The organism is Microbispora sp. H10949, assembly GCF_014161435.1.
GTDB classification, from domain to species: Bacteria; Actinomycetota; Actinomycetes; order Streptosporangiales; family Streptosporangiaceae; genus Microbispora; species Microbispora triticiradicis.
Genome location: NZ_JABBWZ010000001.1, coordinates 330,489 through 344,634 on the forward strand (window position 1 = coordinate 330,489; position 14,146 = coordinate 344,634).

General features: G+C 73.4%; 13 protein-coding genes. 5 read left to right on the plus strand and 8 right to left on the minus strand.

All coding sequences use genetic code 11. The annotated features are described in order from the left end of the window. Window positions 1-215 precede the first annotated feature (215 nt). From HHX40_RS36160 to mmuM, 3 genes are all read left to right on the plus strand, one after another. Window positions 216-1,055, plus strand: coding sequence for a helix-turn-helix domain-containing protein (locus HHX40_RS36160; RefSeq protein ID WP_259403196.1), 840 nt, complete (start codon window positions 216-218; stop codon window positions 1,053-1,055). Beyond that, window positions 1,052-3,811 carry a VIT domain-containing protein gene (locus HHX40_RS01495; RefSeq protein WP_259403197.1) on the plus strand — a complete coding sequence of 920 codons (2,760 nt, stop codon included), beginning with the start codon at window positions 1,052-1,054 and terminating at the stop codon, window positions 3,809-3,811. Before HHX40_RS36160 ends, HHX40_RS01495 begins: the two co-directional genes overlap by 4 nt. A gap of 391 nt (window positions 3,812-4,202) precedes the next feature. Then, window positions 4,203-5,057, plus strand: coding sequence for a homocysteine S-methyltransferase (mmuM, locus tag HHX40_RS01500; protein WP_182879120.1), 855 nt, complete (start codon window positions 4,203-4,205; stop codon window positions 5,055-5,057). Window positions 5,058-5,125: 68 nt separating this feature from the next. Here the strand turns inward: mmuM and HHX40_RS01505 are convergent, their stop codons facing one another. Both HHX40_RS01505 and HHX40_RS01510 read right to left on the minus strand, forming a co-directional pair. Beyond that, window positions 5,126-6,670, minus strand: coding sequence for an MDR family MFS transporter (locus tag HHX40_RS01505; protein WP_182879121.1), 1,545 nt, complete (start codon window positions 6,668-6,670; stop codon window positions 5,126-5,128). 148 nt (window positions 6,671-6,818) lie between these two features. Beyond that, a complete protein-coding gene (locus HHX40_RS01510; RefSeq protein ID WP_117409211.1) occupies window positions 6,819-7,517 on the minus strand; it encodes a lysophospholipid acyltransferase family protein in 699 nt (232 codons plus the stop codon). Window positions 7,518-7,633: 116 nt separating this feature from the next. Between HHX40_RS01510 and HHX40_RS01515 the strand changes: the two genes are divergently transcribed. Both HHX40_RS01515 and HHX40_RS01520 read left to right on the plus strand, forming a co-directional pair. Beyond that, window positions 7,634-8,398 carry an alpha/beta hydrolase gene (locus HHX40_RS01515; RefSeq protein WP_182879122.1) on the plus strand — a complete coding sequence of 255 codons (765 nt, stop codon included), beginning with the start codon at window positions 7,634-7,636 and terminating at the stop codon, window positions 8,396-8,398. 12 nt (window positions 8,399-8,410) lie between these two features. Next, window positions 8,411-8,932 (plus strand): hypothetical protein, encoded by a 522-nt coding sequence (locus HHX40_RS01520; RefSeq protein ID WP_182879123.1) that lies wholly within the window; start codon window positions 8,411-8,413, stop codon window positions 8,930-8,932. Window positions 8,933-8,966: 34 nt separating this feature from the next. Here HHX40_RS01520 and HHX40_RS01525 read toward each other — a convergent pair whose 3' ends face one another. The 6 genes from HHX40_RS01525 to HHX40_RS01550 form a co-directional block, all read right to left on the minus strand. Then, complete coding sequence (locus HHX40_RS01525) at window positions 8,967-10,139, minus strand: hypothetical protein (protein ID WP_182879124.1); 1,173 nt, start codon at window positions 10,137-10,139, stop codon at window positions 8,967-8,969. Beyond that, the gene (locus HHX40_RS01530; protein ID WP_310737896.1) at window positions 10,136-11,035 is read right to left on the minus strand and encodes an endonuclease/exonuclease/phosphatase family protein; all 900 of its coding nucleotides are present in this window, start codon (window positions 11,033-11,035) and stop codon (window positions 10,136-10,138) included. Before HHX40_RS01530 ends, HHX40_RS01525 begins: the two co-directional genes overlap by 4 nt. Then, window positions 11,013-11,954: an ROK family glucokinase gene (locus tag HHX40_RS01535; RefSeq protein WP_117409207.1), complete on the minus strand. Its 942-nt coding sequence runs from the start codon at window positions 11,952-11,954 to the stop codon at window positions 11,013-11,015. The genes HHX40_RS01530 and HHX40_RS01535 overlap by 23 nt, the downstream gene beginning before the upstream one ends. Before the next feature lie 97 nt (window positions 11,955-12,051). Next, window positions 12,052-12,543, minus strand: coding sequence for a DUF5304 family protein (locus HHX40_RS01540; RefSeq protein WP_182879125.1), 492 nt, complete (start codon window positions 12,541-12,543; stop codon window positions 12,052-12,054). Beyond that, window positions 12,540-13,700, minus strand: a complete 1,161-nt coding sequence (locus HHX40_RS01545) for an ArsA family ATPase (RefSeq protein ID WP_117409205.1) — start codon at window positions 13,698-13,700, stop codon at window positions 12,540-12,542. The genes HHX40_RS01540 and HHX40_RS01545 overlap by 4 nt, the downstream gene beginning before the upstream one ends. Continuing rightward, the gene (locus HHX40_RS01550; protein ID WP_182879126.1) at window positions 13,697-14,134 is read right to left on the minus strand and encodes an SRPBCC family protein; all 438 of its coding nucleotides are present in this window, start codon (window positions 14,132-14,134) and stop codon (window positions 13,697-13,699) included. Before HHX40_RS01550 ends, HHX40_RS01545 begins: the two co-directional genes overlap by 4 nt. Between the last annotated feature and the right edge of the window lie 12 nt (window positions 14,135-14,146).

Below are 14,146 nucleotides of genomic sequence, written 5' to 3' on the forward strand. Positions count from 1 at the left end.
TCTGACCGGGTCTTTCTCTCCAGGACGGCGGGTCGCACACGTGGACGCCCAGTGGATCGGGAACACGTGAACGCCGAGGAAAGGGACATCTCTCATCGAGGCGAACGCTCCGCGAACCCTGGCGCCGCACGCCGGGACGAGGCCCTTCACCCCTGACGGGAACCTTCATCGGCGAGATGTTGACAGTGTCATTGTTACAGTGTCATCGTAGAGGCATGAGCGGGACCTGGACGATCGGTGAGCTGGCAGAGCGGGCGGCGGACCTGCTCGGATCCGAGCCGCGCGTCAACGGAAGGGTCCGGGAGGTGCCCAACGAACGGCTCATCCGCTGGTACACGACGATCGGCCTGCTCGACCCGCCCGCCGCCCGGCGCGGCAGGCTCGCTCTCTACGGCCGCCGCCACCTGCTTCAGCTCGTGGCCGTCAAGCGCCGCCAGGCGGAGGGGCTGTCCATCGCCGCCATCCAGGCCGAGCTCGCGGGCGCGACCGACGCCATGCTCCAGCGGATCGCCGGCCTTCCCGAGGTGCCCCACCCGCAGGGCGGCCCCGGTCGCGCCCTTGCCGAGCCGTCCCAGCCGGGAGTGACAGAGCCGGAACGGCCCTCGGCCGCCACGATCCCCGACGTGGCGTGGCCGACGGACCGGAAGCGGTTCTGGGCCCGGCCGGCCGGCTCCACCCACTTCGATCCGGCAGGCTCCGGCCCTGCGGGGGCCGGCCCCGGCGATCCCGTCCCGGTGCCGCGTCCCGGCGCGGCACCCGATTCCTTCGGCACACCAGACCTGCGCACCGTCACAACGGCTTCTACCGGCGGACCGGCGGGGGACCTTCGGGGGGACGTCCTGTTCGGCGTCCGTCTCGCGCCCGGGGTGACGGTCCTGCTCGAATCGGCCCACCGTACGCCGGACGGCGACGAGGCGGCCGCGCTGCGCCGGGCCGCCGCTCCGCTCCTCGCGGCACTCGGCGCGCTCGGCCTGGCCGGGCCCTTCGAGGACGCCGAGACCACGACGCCCTGGGACTCATCGGATTCCGAGACACGCAAGGGGATGACCTCATGACCGTTCCCATCACACCTCTGCGGCCGGAGGAGTGCCTGCCCGAGCCGCATGCCGGGCTCGGCGCGCTCGAAACCGCGAAGGGCAACCTCCCTCTGGAGAGCGTCGACGTCACCGCGCGTCTCACCGGGCTGGTGGCCGGCGTCGAGGTCGTCCAGACCTTCCGCAACCCGTTCGGCGTGTCGCTTGAGGCGACGTACGTCTTTCCGCTGCCGCCGCGAGCGGCGGTCACCGCCTTTCGCATGGAGGCGGACGACCGGGTGATCGACGGCGTGCTCAAGGAGCGCGGCCAGGCGCGGGCCGACTACGACCGCGCGCTCGCCGAGGGCAGGCGCGCGGCGATCGCCGAGGAGGACCGGCCCGACGTCTTCACGATCCGGGTCGGCAACATCGTCCCCCGGGAGCGCGTGGTCGTCCGGCTCACGATGAGCCAGCCGCTCCCCTACGAGGACGGCGCGGCCGAGTTCCGCTTCCCGCTGGTCGTGGCGCCCCGCTACATACCGGGGGCTCCCCTGTCCGAGCCCGCCGCGGGCGACGGCGTCGCGCCCGACACGGACGCCGTGCCCGACGCCTCCCGCATCTCACCGCCGGTCCTGCTGCCCGGGTTCCCGTCCCCGGTACGGCTGTCGCTCACGACGACCGTCGACTCCGCCGGGCTCGGCCTGCGGGAGGTCCGCTCCAGCCTGCACGAGGTCGAGCGAGAGGGCGACAGGATCACCCTGCGGCCCGGCGAACGGCTCGACCGCGACTTCATCCTGCGCCTGGCGTTCGACGCCTCCTCGTCCCTCGCCCTCGTCCCGGACACCCTGTCCGGCGGTGTGCCGGACGCGCCGGGCGGCGTGCCAGAGGGCGTTCCCGCCCGACCCGCGGGCCGCGAGCCGCGGGCAGGCGAGACGACGGCCGGACGGGAGGCGGCCGGACGGGAGGCGGCCGGACGGGAGGCGGCCGGACGGGAGGCGGCCGGACGGGAGGCGGCCGGACGGGAGGCGGCCGGACGGGAGGCGGCCGGACGGGAGGCGGCCGGACGGGAGGCGGGCGATGCCTCGGAAACCCCGGAGGGGACCTTCGTGCTCACCCTGCTGCCTCCGCCGGAGGACACGGCACGGTCCGCGCCCCGGGACGTCGTCCTGCTGCTCGACCGCTCGGGCAGCATGACCGGATGGAAGATGGTGGCGGCTCGCCGCGCCGCGGCCCGCATCGTCGACACGCTCACCCGGCACGACCGGTTCGCCGTGCTCTCGTTCGACTCCGTGGTCGAGCGCGCGTTCCCGGGTGGCCTGGTGGAGGGCACCGACCGCAACCGGTACCGCGCCGTCGAACATCTCGCCCGGCTCGGCGCCCGGGGCGGCACCGAAATGCTCGCCCCCCTTGAGGAGGCCCTGCGCCTGCTGGGCGAGCGGGACGACGACCTCCCGGGCGAGCCCGCACGCGATCGGGTGCTCGTGCTGGTCACCGACGGCCAGGTGGGCAACGAGGACGAGATCCTCGAACGCGTCGGCCCCCGGCTGGGCGGCACCCGCGTCCACACCGTGGGCATCGACAGGGCGGTGAACGCGGGGTTCCTCGGCCGGCTGGCCCTGCTCGGCTCCGGCCGCTGCGAACTGGTCGAGTCGGAGGACCGTCTCGACGAGGCGATGGAGCACATCCACCGGCGGATCGGCTCACCGCTGGTGACCGACGTCTCCGTGCGCGCCGAGGGCGTCGACCTGGTGCCGGGCACCGTCACGCACGCGGGTTCGCTCTACCCGGGGGTCCCGCTGGTCGTGACCGGGCGTTACCGGGGCGGGGCGGCGGGCGCTCTCACCGTGCACGGCCGCACGACCGACGGGCGTACCTGGGAGGATCGCGTCGAGGGCCGTCCCGCCCGGGACGGCGCGGCGCGGGCCGTGTGGGCGCGGGCGCATCTGCGCGCCCTGGAAGACCGATACGCGGTGGGCGACCGCTCGCTGGAGCAGCAGATCATCGACATCTCGCTCCGCTTCGGTGTGCTGTGCCGGTTCACCGCGTTCGTGGCCGTCGACACCCATGTGACCGGTGAAGGCGCTCCGGAGCATCGCGTCCTCCAGCCGGTCGAACCGCCGAGCGGGTGGGAGATACCCGCCGCGATGCCCATGATGGTGGCCGGAGCGCCGATGATGGCCAGGATGGCCTCCGTCACCAGCAGCGCGGAGGCCGCACCCGGCACGGCGGCGGACGCGCCCATCGGAGCGGTCTCCGGGGCTGTCGCGCCGAGCGCGCCCTTCGCCGCCGCACCGCCCCCACCTCTGTCTCCGGCTCCGCCTCCGGCCCCGGGCGCACCTGGCGGCAGGGCGCGTCCGTCCCGAGGATTCTCCACCGGAGGCTTCCTGTCGCGTCGTGGCTCCGAGCCCGCGGCGCTGACGGACCTCGACGGCGTACGGCCCCTGCTGACCGAGGAGCTCACGAGACTGGGCCAGGCGGAGTCGCTGCCGGAGCGGGAGCGCCGGCGCTACCTGGCGGATCTCGCCAGCCGCCTGCGAGTCGTCGCCCAGATGGTGGGGAGTCACCCCGGCCTTCTCGCGCTGGCAGCCGACCTCGACAAGGCCGAGTGGGCCGAAAGCTCGCTCGACGACCTCTGGCGGCGGGCCGTCGATCTGCTGACCGCCCTGGTCGGCGGCTCCGGGCGGGGCGAGCACGGCGCCGGTCACGGCGAAGGCGAGCACGGCGCCGGTGACGGCGAGGGCAAACACGGCTCCGCGACGGAGAAGGAGCGCCGGCGCCCCTTCTGGAAGCGGTCCTGACCCTTCCCGCCTCCCGGGGCGCGTCGCCGTGAGCGTCTCGGGACGGACGGCTGTGGCCGGGACACCGGCGGAAACGCCGGGCCCGGCCACAGAGGGTCCGCTGCCGCAGTGAGCGAAGCCCTACGAGGGTTCAGGTAGGCGGATGACATCGGACGGCGGGGTGGGCACGGGACGCCGAGGCTCCCGCACCCCTCCCGCGTCGGGCCGATCGTCGCGTCCACCTGCGGGGACGCGAGACCGGCGGCGCAGCAACCGATTGACGAGCTCTTTAAGCCCCATACCTGGCGAACGTAGTAGATCCACGAGCGGTTCCGACAGAGAACCGGCGTCCGCTCCGGGCGAACCATCCCCTCCGGCCAGCTCACGGACCTGAAGCACGTAGGGTGCCGGTATGCATCCCGTGGTCCTCGACGGCGGTCTCGCGACCCATCTGGAGTCCCTCGGCTGCGATCTGAGCGACGACCTGTGGTCGGCCCGGCTGCTGGCCGACGATCCCGGCGTCATCCGCCGCGCGCATCTCGACTACTTCCGCGCCGGCGCCGACGTCGCCACCACGGCGAGCTATCAGGCCAGCGTCCCCGGGTTCGTACGGCACGGCATGTCGCCGCGGGAGGCCCGCGACCTCATCCGGCTGTCGGTGACGCTGGCCGTGCAGGCGAGGGACGAGGCCGGGCACGGACTGGTCGCGGCGAGCGTGGGGCCCTACGGCGCCTACCTCGCCAACGGCGCCGAGTACACGGGCGACTACGACCTGGACGAGGACGGCCTGGTCGAGTGGCATCGCGAACGCTTCGGCATCCTCGCCGGCGCCGGAGCCGACCTGCTGGCGTGCGAGACGATTCCCTCGGGGGCCGAGGCCCGGGCGCTGGCGCGGCTCCTGCGTGAGACGCCGTCCGTGCGCGCCTGGGTCGCCTTCTCCTGCCGGGACGGCGAGCACGTCAGCGACGGGACGCCCTTCGAGGAGTGCCTCGCGATCTTCGACGGGCTTCCCCAGGTGGTCGCCGTCGGCGTGAACTGCACCGCGCCACGGTTCGTGCCCGACCTGGTCAAGCGTGGTGCCACCGTCGTCTATCCGAACTCCGGCGAGCGGTGGGACGCCGTGAACCGCCGCTGGCTCGGCCTCGCCGACCCCGTGGAGTTCGGCAGGGCGGCCGCCGGATGGGTCTCGCTCGGCGCCCGTCATGTGGGCGGCTGCTGCCGCACCACTCCCGCCCACATCCGCGAGATCCGCTCCCACCTCGCCTGACCGGCCCTGACCCGGGGCAGATCTCCTGGACCGCGAGGCCCACGCCCGGGCGGCCCGAGCGGGCGCTGTCAGCCCATCTCGGCCTGGGCCCGGCCCTCGCCGCCCCGGGACGCCAGCGGGATCTCCTTGAGGAACAGGGCCACGACCAGCGCGGCGGCGACGAAGGGCAGACAGGTGAGGAACACGTCGTCGATCGCGTTCGTGAACGCGACCAGCACGTGGTCCTTGACCGGCTGCGGCAGCCGCTGGATCGCCTGCACGTTGTCGGCCTTCACCTGTCCCGGAGGCATCCTGCCGCCGAACTCCGCGGCCAGGTAGTGATTGAGCCGGCTGGTGAGGACCGCGCCCATGACCGCCGTACCGATGGCGGCGCCCATCATCCGGAAGAACGTCGCCGAGCTTGTCGCCACGCCCATGTCGGCCCGCTCCACCGCGTTCTGGATCGCGGTGACGACCGTCTGCATGGTGAACCCGAGCCCGGCGCCGAAGAGGTAGGCGTAGATCGCCACCTGCCAGTACGGCGAGTCCGCCCGGATCGTGGACAGCAGCCACAGTGCCACCAGGAGGACCGCCGCGCCGAGGATCGGGTAGACCTTGTAGCGCCCGGTGCGGCTCATCAGCTGGCCGGAGGTGATCGACGTGGAGAAGATGCCGACCACGGCGGGCAGCAGTGCCAGTCCCGACACGGTCGGCGACATGCCCTGCACCGCCTGCAGGTAGACCGGCAGGAAGATCATGCCGCCGAACATCGCGAGTCCCGCGAGGAAGTTGTAGCCGTTGCCCACGCTGAAGACCGCGTTGCGGAACAGGCGCATCGGCAGGATCGGCTCGGGCGCCCGCAGCTCCACCAGCACGAACAGCGCCGCGAACGCCACGAAGGCGGCGAGCAGGGCCAGCGCGCCGGGGGCCGTCCAGCCGAGTTCGTTGCCCGCCCAGTCGAGGTAGAGCAGGAAGCACGACACGGCGGCCACGATCAGCGTCGCGCCGAGGTAGTCGACGCGGTGGCTGCGGCGCACGGTGGGCATCTTCAGCGCCACCGAGGTCACGACGAGCGAGACCACCCCGATCGGCAGGTTGATCCAGAAGATCCACCGCCAGCCCGGGCCGTCGGTGAAGAAGCCGCCGAGCAGCGGCCCGGCCACGCTGGAGGTGCCCCAGACGGCGCCGAAGTATCCCTGGTAGCGCCCGCGCTCACGCGGCGGGATCACGTCGCCGATGATGCTGAACGCCAGCGACATCAGGCCGCCGCCGCCCAGGCCCTGCAGCGCGCGGAACGCGATGAGCTGGCCGATGTTCTGGCTCAGCCCGGCCAGGACCGAGCCGAGCAGGAAGATGCCGATCGCGGTCTGGAAGATCACCCGCCGGCCGTACAGGTCGGAGATCTTGCCCCACAGCGGGGTCGCCGCGGTCGAGGTGAGCAGGTAGGCGGTGACCACCCAGGAGAGCTTGTCGAGGCCGCCGAGCTCGCTGACGATGCGCGGCAGCGCGGTGCCGACGATGCTCTGGTCGAGCGCGGCCAGCAGCATCCCGGCGGCGACTCCGCACAGGACGATCAGGATCTGACGGTGGGGCAGGTATCCCGGTGCGGCCTGCTGCTCCTCGCGGACGCTCATGCCGCGCGCCCCCGCGGGCCGGACCCCCACGCGGTGGGTGACGTCGACGTGCGGCACCTGTGTGCTGGCTTGGGCATGCGCCTTCCGATCTGAACGTCTGGATCACGCGCGGCGGACATCGCCACGTTACCCGTCCAGTCCGGAAGTATTAGGAATTCTCGCGAGCCGCCCGTGTCATCTCGGTCTTCGCCGCCGCCGCGTACTTGTCGACGTACTCCTGGCCCGACAGCTCCATCAGCGCGTACATGATCTCGTCGGTGACGGCGCGGAGCACCAGGCGGTCGTTCTCCATGCCGTAGTAGCGGGAGAAGTCGAGCGGCTTGCCGTACCGCACGCCGGGACGGATGCCGAACCTCGGCACGGGCCGCCCGGGGGGCATCATCTCGAACGTGTTGACCATCGCCCATGGGATCACCGGCGACCGGGACTCCAGCGCCAGCCGCGCCACGCCCGTCTTGCCCTTGTAGAGGCGGCCGTCGGGCGACCGGGTGCCCTCGGGGTAGATGCCGAGGACCTTGCCCTCGTTGAGGATGCGCAGCCCGGTGCGCAGCGCCGCCTCGCTCGCCTTGCCGCCCGAGCGGTCGATCGGCACGGTGCCGACGGCCGAGAAGAAGGCCCGGCTGAAGAGGCCCTTGATGCCGCTGCCGGTGAAGTACTCCGCCTTACCGAGCGAGATGACCTTGCGGGGCAGGAACCCGGCCCCGAAGAAGTGGTCGGCGAACGACAGGTGGTTTCCGGCCAGGATGACCGGGCCCTCCTTCGGGACGTTCTCCACGCCCTCCGCCCAGGGGCGGAACACGAAGTGGAGGAGCGGCCAGAGGATGGCCTTCACCACCCAGTACAACACGCGGACTCCCTCGGCTCAGATGTGAAGTCATCTTCGCACGCCCAGCCCTCTCGCACTAACGCTGACCAACGTGCGAGTATCGGGCGGAACACGCCGCCGTCGGACGGAGGTCTCCCATGCCAGTGCTGCCCGGTGCGGAGCCGTACCACCACGACGGCGGCGAGATCGGCGTCCTCCTCTGCCACGGGTTCACCGGCTCGCCGCAGTCCCTGCGGCCGTGGGGCGAGCACCTGGCCCGGGCCGGGCTGACCGTCTCCCTGCCGCGCCTGCCCGGCCACGGCACGAGCTGGCAGGAGATGAGCCGCACGCGCTGGGAGGACTGGTACGCCGAGCTGGGCAAGGCGTTCGCCGACCTGCGCGGCCGGTGCTCGGACGTGTTCGTGGCGGGGCTGTCCCTCGGCGGCTGCATGGCGCTGCGCCTGGCCGAGGTCCACGGCGACTCCGTACGCGGGGTCGTGGTGGTCAACCCCTCGGTGGTCAGCGACGCGCCGCTGCTGCGGCTCGCCCCGGCGCTGAAGTACGTGATGCCCTCGGTCCCCGGCGTGGCGGGCGACATCAAGAAGGAGGGCATGACGGAGCTCGGCTACGCGCGCACCCCCGTGCGTGCCGCGGCCACGCTGCCCCAGCTGTGGAAGCTGGTCCAGCGGGACATCGGCGAGGTGAAGCAGCCGCTGCTGGTGTTCCACAGCAGGGACGACCACGTCGTGAAGCCGGCGAGCGTGGCGTTCCTCCAGGCGAGGCTGGGGGACAATCTGGAGGTCAGGGAGCTGACGGACAGCTATCACGTCGCCACCCTCGACAACGACGCGCCCGCGATCTTCGAGGGGAGTCTGGAGTTCATCCGCTCCCACGCCTCGGTACCCTTGACGAAGGACCTGTGACCAGGGATCGACGTGACACCGCAAAGTGACGAGGACGAGGTCTGGCGCCAGATCGTCGCCTCGTTCAACGAAAAAGCCGAGGACGCCTCGGCCGATCAGCCATGGCCTGATCGCGAGAACGTGACCGAGGAGCCCCGCCCCGGCGCGGCCAACGGCTCCACCGCCACCGACCGTGACGGCGCCGACGACGGCGCCCGGGACACCGGCGGCGAGCGTGACGACGCCGCCGGCGAGGGCACGGACGAGCCGGACGGCCAGACGGCCCCCGTCGCGGTGAGCGAGGACGACGACCACTACGTCCCGCCGCCCCCGCCGCCGCTCCCCCAGGCGGACGCGGTCACCCGGGCGTCGTGGCTGGCGCTGTTCGGCGGCCCGGCCTATCTGCTGCTGGCCGCCCTGCTCGACTGGCCCAGGGACGGCTGGATCGTGTTCGCCGCCGTGTCGGCCTTCATCGCGGGGTTCGTGGTCCTCGTCGTACGGATGGGCGACGGTCCGCCCACCGACTCCGGCTGGGACGACGGCGCGGTCGTCTGACCCGGCGCCCGCCTCCCGTCACGCCTGCCGCGCCTTACTGGGCGGCGAGGGCGTGCGGCGGGCCGAACCGCTCGACGAGGTCGGTGTAGCGCTCCTTGCCGTCCAGCACGTGGCCGATGGCCATGGTCAGCTCACCGGTGTGGGTGACCGCCTGCAACCGCACCTTGCGGTCCGCGCCGGACTTCTGGCCGCGCAGCCTGGTCCAGCGCGACCCGTCGTAGCGGAGCAGGAAACCGTCCGCCGCGTGGGCGGGGTCGTAGCCGGCGATCCAGAACACGCCCTCGCCGTCGCCGGTCACGCCGTACAGTTCGGCGTGCCGCTCCGGCGGCGTCGCCCGCTTCCAGCGCCTGCCGTCCCAGTCGAGGACCAGCGGGGAGATCTTCCCGTCCCGGTAGACGCCGCCGATCGCGACCGCCCGCTTGCGGCTCTCCGCGTAGACGTCGCGCAGGAAGCCGCCCCTGATCCGCGGCAGGTCGGCCCGCTTCCACCCGCCGCCGGTCAGCCGCATGGCCAGGGGGCCGTCACCCGAGTCGCCCACCGCCCAGCCGTCCGACTTGCCCGCCAGGGCCACGCCGTAGAGGGCTCCCCCGGGCCCCTGGCCGGTCTTCCAGGCGGCCCCCTTGCCGGCGCCGCCGCTGCTCAGCAGGAACGCCTGGCCGTCGCGGCTGCCGACGGCGGCCACCCGGCCGGAGGACGCGGCGATCCCGCCGAGCCAGTCGCCCGTGCGCAGGCGCGGCACGCCGACCCGGTCGAACCCGTCGGCCGACCCCTTCGCGAGGTACGGCAGGCCGTCGTGCCCGTCGCCCACCACCCAGACCTCCCTGGGGGACGCGGCGGCGACCGACCGCAGGTGCCCGGCGCCGGTGGCGTCGCCCCTGATCGGCACCTCGCTCCAGGAGGAGCCGTCCCAGTGGGTGATGACTCCCCGGTTGCGCCAGAAGTCCCAGGCCTCCTGCTGGCCCACCGCCCAGACGTCCCCGGCTGAGAGGCCGGCGACGTCGGACAGCGAGGCGTCGGCCCTGAGGCGCCCGGTGGGGAGCCCCGGGCCCTGCGCGACCTCGTCTCCCGACGGGTCTCGCTCCGCCCGGGGGCGGGCGGTCCCTGTCTGCGCGTACGCGACCGATGTTGCGCACGGGAGGAGTCCGGCCAGCAGACCGGCGGACAGCACACACAACGGCACCGCACGCCGGATGCGGCGTCGGGTCATGGAACAGATCGTAAGGGGAACGGCGCCCTCTCCGTCGCAGAGGTCGCGATTCCGGGCCCGACGCGACGCCCGGCGTGACACCCGGACGCGATCTCGGCGACCACCGGCCGGTGGTCGCTCGCGGCGGCCAGATCGCCGGAGGGCACGTCCGCCCCTCCGCAGGAGAGGACGGTCAGGCCCGGCCCCGCGAAGACCGCGTCGATGCGCACCCGGGGGTCGCGGGCCGGAAAGGTCCCGCCGCCCGGCGCCGCTCCGGTGGCCGTACGGGAACCCCCGGCCGCGGCGGCGAAGCAGTCGGCGTACCGGGCCGCGAGGAAGCGCCAGACCGGGGCGCCGGGAGGCTCGTTGAGGTCGCCCGCCAGCACGGGCGCGGCCCCGAACTCCCGGGCGGCGCCCTCCAGGATCGGCACGATCTCGGCGGCGTGGCTCAGCCGCGCCCCGGCCAGCAGGTCGAGGTGGACCGAGCACACGGCGTACCTGTCCCGACCCTTCTCCACGACCGCCACGGCGACCGCGCGCCGTTCGAGGCCGGTGAACCACCGCAGGCGCCGCCCCTCGCCCCGCAGCAGCCGTACGGCCGGGGAGGTGAGGACGGCGGTGCCGTTCAGCCGGCCTCCGGCGGCCACGGACAGCCCGGCGGCGCGGGCGAGGGCGGCCAGGGAGACCGGGACGGCGCGGCTGAACACGGGCCGCCCGTGCCGCCGCGCCGGCAGGCGCGGCACCTCCTGCAGGCACAGCACGTCCGGCCGGAGGGCTCTGATCACCCGGGCCAGCGCCCTCCGGTCGTCCTTCAGCCCGCGGACGTTGTAGGTCGCGACCCGCAACACGCTCCCGCCCTCCCGGGCGGTGCCGTCGCCGGCCTCCGGCACGTCCTCAGCGGAGCCTGGCGAGGTCACCGGCCCCCACCAGACCGGCGGACGGTCCCATCTCGGCCACCCGGATGTCGGCGAGCGGACGGTGGCCCCGGCCGGTCAGCCGCGCGGCGAACTCGTCGCGTACCCGGTCGGCGAACAGGTCCGCGGCTCCGGAGACGCCGCCGCCGAGGATGAAGCACCCGGGGTCGAGGATCGCGGCCAGGTCCGCGAGGCCCTGCGCGAGCCAGTCGGCGAGCGACTCGAACGCGTCCAGCGCCGCGCGGTCGCCCAGGCGCGCCGCCTCGGTCACGTGCTCGCCCCGGACGCCCTCGACCGAGCCGCCGAGCCGCAGCAGGTGGGTGGCGGCGGCGGGGTCGGCCTCGGCGTTCGCCTTGGCCTCCGCCAGCAGCGAGCTTCCGCTGGCGTACCGCTCCCAGCACCCGTTGTTGCCGCAGCCGCAGGGGCGTCCGCCGGGCACCGTCTGCATGTGGCCGAGCTCGGCGCCCATCCCCCACCGGCCGCGGTAGAGGTCGCCGCCGAGCACGATGCCCCCGCCGATGCCCGTGCCCACGGTCACGCACACGACGTGGCTCTCACCCCGGCCCGCGCCGAAGCGGTACTCGCCCCAGGCCATGGCGTTCGCGTCGTTCTCCACGACGACCGGCAGGCCGACCAGCTCGCCGACCTTCTTGCGCAGCGGCTCCTCCCGCCAGGCCAGGTTGGGGGCGAACCGGATGACCGACCGGGTCTCGTCGACGAACCCCGCCGCGCCGATGCCCACCGCCTCGACCTCGTGCCGCGCCGCGAGCTCGTTCACCACATCGGCGATCGTGAGCGCCATCTTCTCGGGGTCGCCCGCGGGGCTGTGCCGCAGGCCGCGTTCCAGGATGCCGCCGTTCTCGTCCACGACCCCGAACGCGATTTTGGTGCCGCCGACGTCCACGCCGATGGTCAGCGCCATGCTGTCGTCCTTCCGCCCGATCCGCTACGCCGCGCTGATTGAAGCCGATCGCGCAGGGTTGTGGCAATTCCGCAGACGCGTGCCGTTTACAGCCCCGTCATGCGAGATCGATGTGCTCCACCGCAGCTTCACCGGACCGCCGCTCCCCGTCAGGCCGCGACCGGGGCGGCGACTGGGGTGACGACTGGGGCCGCTGCAGGGCGTCGACCGCCTCCCGGAACGCCGCGAAAAGTTCACCGCCGGCCGCCATCAGATGACCGGTGACGTCCCCGCCGGCCTCCCGGCGCGCCGCGATCACCCGGCACACCGGGCAGGCACGGCAGACGTACTCGTCGTGGTCCTCCGACACGGCCTCGCTCCACACGTCGCCGGACCGGCCCGCGCCGCCGCTCGCGCCGCCGAAGGCGGCCCCGATACCGCTCGCGCCGGCGAAGGCGGACCCGATGCCGCTCACCCCGCCCTTCACCAGGCCCTTGCCGAACTCGCGGCCCATCCGCCGCTGCACGGCGTCGAGCAGCTTCATCGCCTCTTCCGCCGCGGACCCGACCGGGTCCTGACGGCGGGCGGTGCTCTCGTTCGAATCCGTCATCTCGCCCCTCCTGTCTCGAACCGTACCCGGAGCCGGCCGTCCCGGAGCGCGGCCGAGGAGATCTCCCGTCTGGCCAGGGCCGCGGGAAGGGCGATGACGCGCCGGTGGGAACCGGCGGTGACGATGAGCTCGTCGCCCTTGCGGGCGAGGTCGAGGTCGTCGCGGTCGGCGAGCGGCAGGCTGAGCGACAGCTCGTCGGCGGAGATCCGCAGCGGGGGTTCCACGCCGGGGCGGGCGAACGGGTCGCGGTCCCGGTACAGCTCCTCGCCGACCCGCGCGAGCGCGTCGGTCCCGACGGGCTCGCCCGGAAGATAGGGAACGGTCAGGACGGGCAGCGGCGCGAACGACTCGTGCACGCCGGCGAGCTGCCTGGCCTGGGCCTCCACCCAGCTCCGCCGCCACTCGTCGGCGCCCTCGGCCGGGAAGACCCGGTTGGCGATCACCGCGTCGACGCGGTAGCCGTACAGGCTGAGCGAGGTGAGCGTGCGGCGGGCCTCCGCGACGACCACGGCCTCGGGGGTGAGGACGAGCCGCACGGACGCGTCGTCGCCGGCGAGCAGCGCCCGCACCTCCAGCAGGCCCCGGTGCAGCCGCTCGCCCGCCGAGATGACCTCGGCCTGGGGCACGCTCACCTTCGCGACGTGCCGGATGACCGGCGACAGTGCCCCGAGCAGCCGCCGGCCCGCCGGAAGCAGCCGGTTGACGTGCCAGTCGAGCGCCTCGGGCAGGGCCAGCAGGCGCAGCGTCTCGGCCGTCGGCGCGCAGTCGACGACGATCACGTCCCACCGGCCGGAACGGGCCTGCTCGCGCAGTTCGAGCAGCGCGATGACCTCCTCGGCGCCCGGCAGGACCGTGATCTCCTCGGAGGTGACCTCGTCGAGGCCGAGTTCCGCCAGGACGTCGCGGGCGTAGTCGCGTAACTCGCCCCAGTGCCGCTCCAGCGACCTCTGGGTGTCCACCTGCTGCAGGTGCAGGCCGGGCGCCGCCTCGACCGGGGCGTCCGAGGGCGGCACGCCCAGCGCGTCGGCGAGCGAGTGCGCGGTGTCGGTGGAGACCACGAGCGTCTTGAGCCCGCGGCCGGCGGCGAGCGTGGCGGTCGCGGCGGCCACGGTGGTCTTGCCGACCCCGCCCTTCCCCGTGAAGAGGAGGACCCTCATCGGCCCTCGACGCGCCGCTTGAGCCCCTTCAGCGCGGTGTCGACGATGACCTTCTCGGCCTTGCGCTTGATCATGCCGATCATGGGGACCTTCAGGTCCACGGCGAGGTCGTAGGTGACCTCGGTGCCGCCGCCGTTCTCGGTCAGGCGGTAGCTGCCGGTCAGGCCCGAGACCATCCGGCCGGCGTCCACGATCCGCCAGCTCACGCCCGCGTCGCCGGTCCAGTCGTAGCCGAGGACGTACTCGTCGCTGATCACGCCCGCGTCGAGGACGAAGCGGACCCGGGTGGCGCGGCCGTCCTCGCCCGTCTCCAGCACCTCCGCCGCCTTCACCTGACCCGCCCACTGCGGGTACGCGGGGAAGTCGGCGATGACGGCCATGATTGTCGACCGGCCGGCGCCGATCGTGATGCTCGACGAAGTGCGATCAGCCATGTGGCCAACCGT

Bases quoted from the DNA above. Each gene is read 5' to 3' on its own strand.
- HHX40_RS01535 (WP_117409207.1), bottom strand. From the start codon at position 11,954: ATGGCGCTGACCATCGGCGTGGACGTCGGCGGCACCAAAATCGCGTTC.
- mmuM (WP_182879120.1), top strand. From the start codon at position 4,203: ATGCATCCCGTGGTCCTCGACGGCGGTCTCGCGACCCATCTGGAGTCC.
- HHX40_RS01525 (WP_182879124.1), bottom strand. From the start codon at position 10,139: ATGACCCGACGCCGCATCCGGCGTGCGGTGCCGTTGTGTGTGCTGTCC.
- HHX40_RS36160 (WP_259403196.1), top strand. From the start codon at position 216: ATGAGCGGGACCTGGACGATCGGTGAGCTGGCAGAGCGGGCGGCGGAC.
- HHX40_RS01550 (WP_182879126.1), bottom strand. From the start codon at position 14,134: ATGGCTGATCGCACTTCGTCGAGCATCACGATCGGCGCCGGCCGGTCG.
- HHX40_RS01505 (WP_182879121.1), bottom strand. From the start codon at position 6,670: ATGAGCGTCCGCGAGGAGCAGCAGGCCGCACCGGGATACCTGCCCCAC.
- HHX40_RS01540 (WP_182879125.1), bottom strand. From the start codon at position 12,543: ATGACGGATTCGAACGAGAGCACCGCCCGCCGTCAGGACCCGGTCGGG.
- HHX40_RS01545 (WP_117409205.1), bottom strand. From the start codon at position 13,700: ATGAGGGTCCTCCTCTTCACGGGGAAGGGCGGGGTCGGCAAGACCACC.
- HHX40_RS01515 (WP_182879122.1), top strand. From the start codon at position 7,634: ATGCCAGTGCTGCCCGGTGCGGAGCCGTACCACCACGACGGCGGCGAG.
- HHX40_RS01495 (WP_259403197.1), top strand. From the start codon at position 1,052: ATGACCGTTCCCATCACACCTCTGCGGCCGGAGGAGTGCCTGCCCGAG.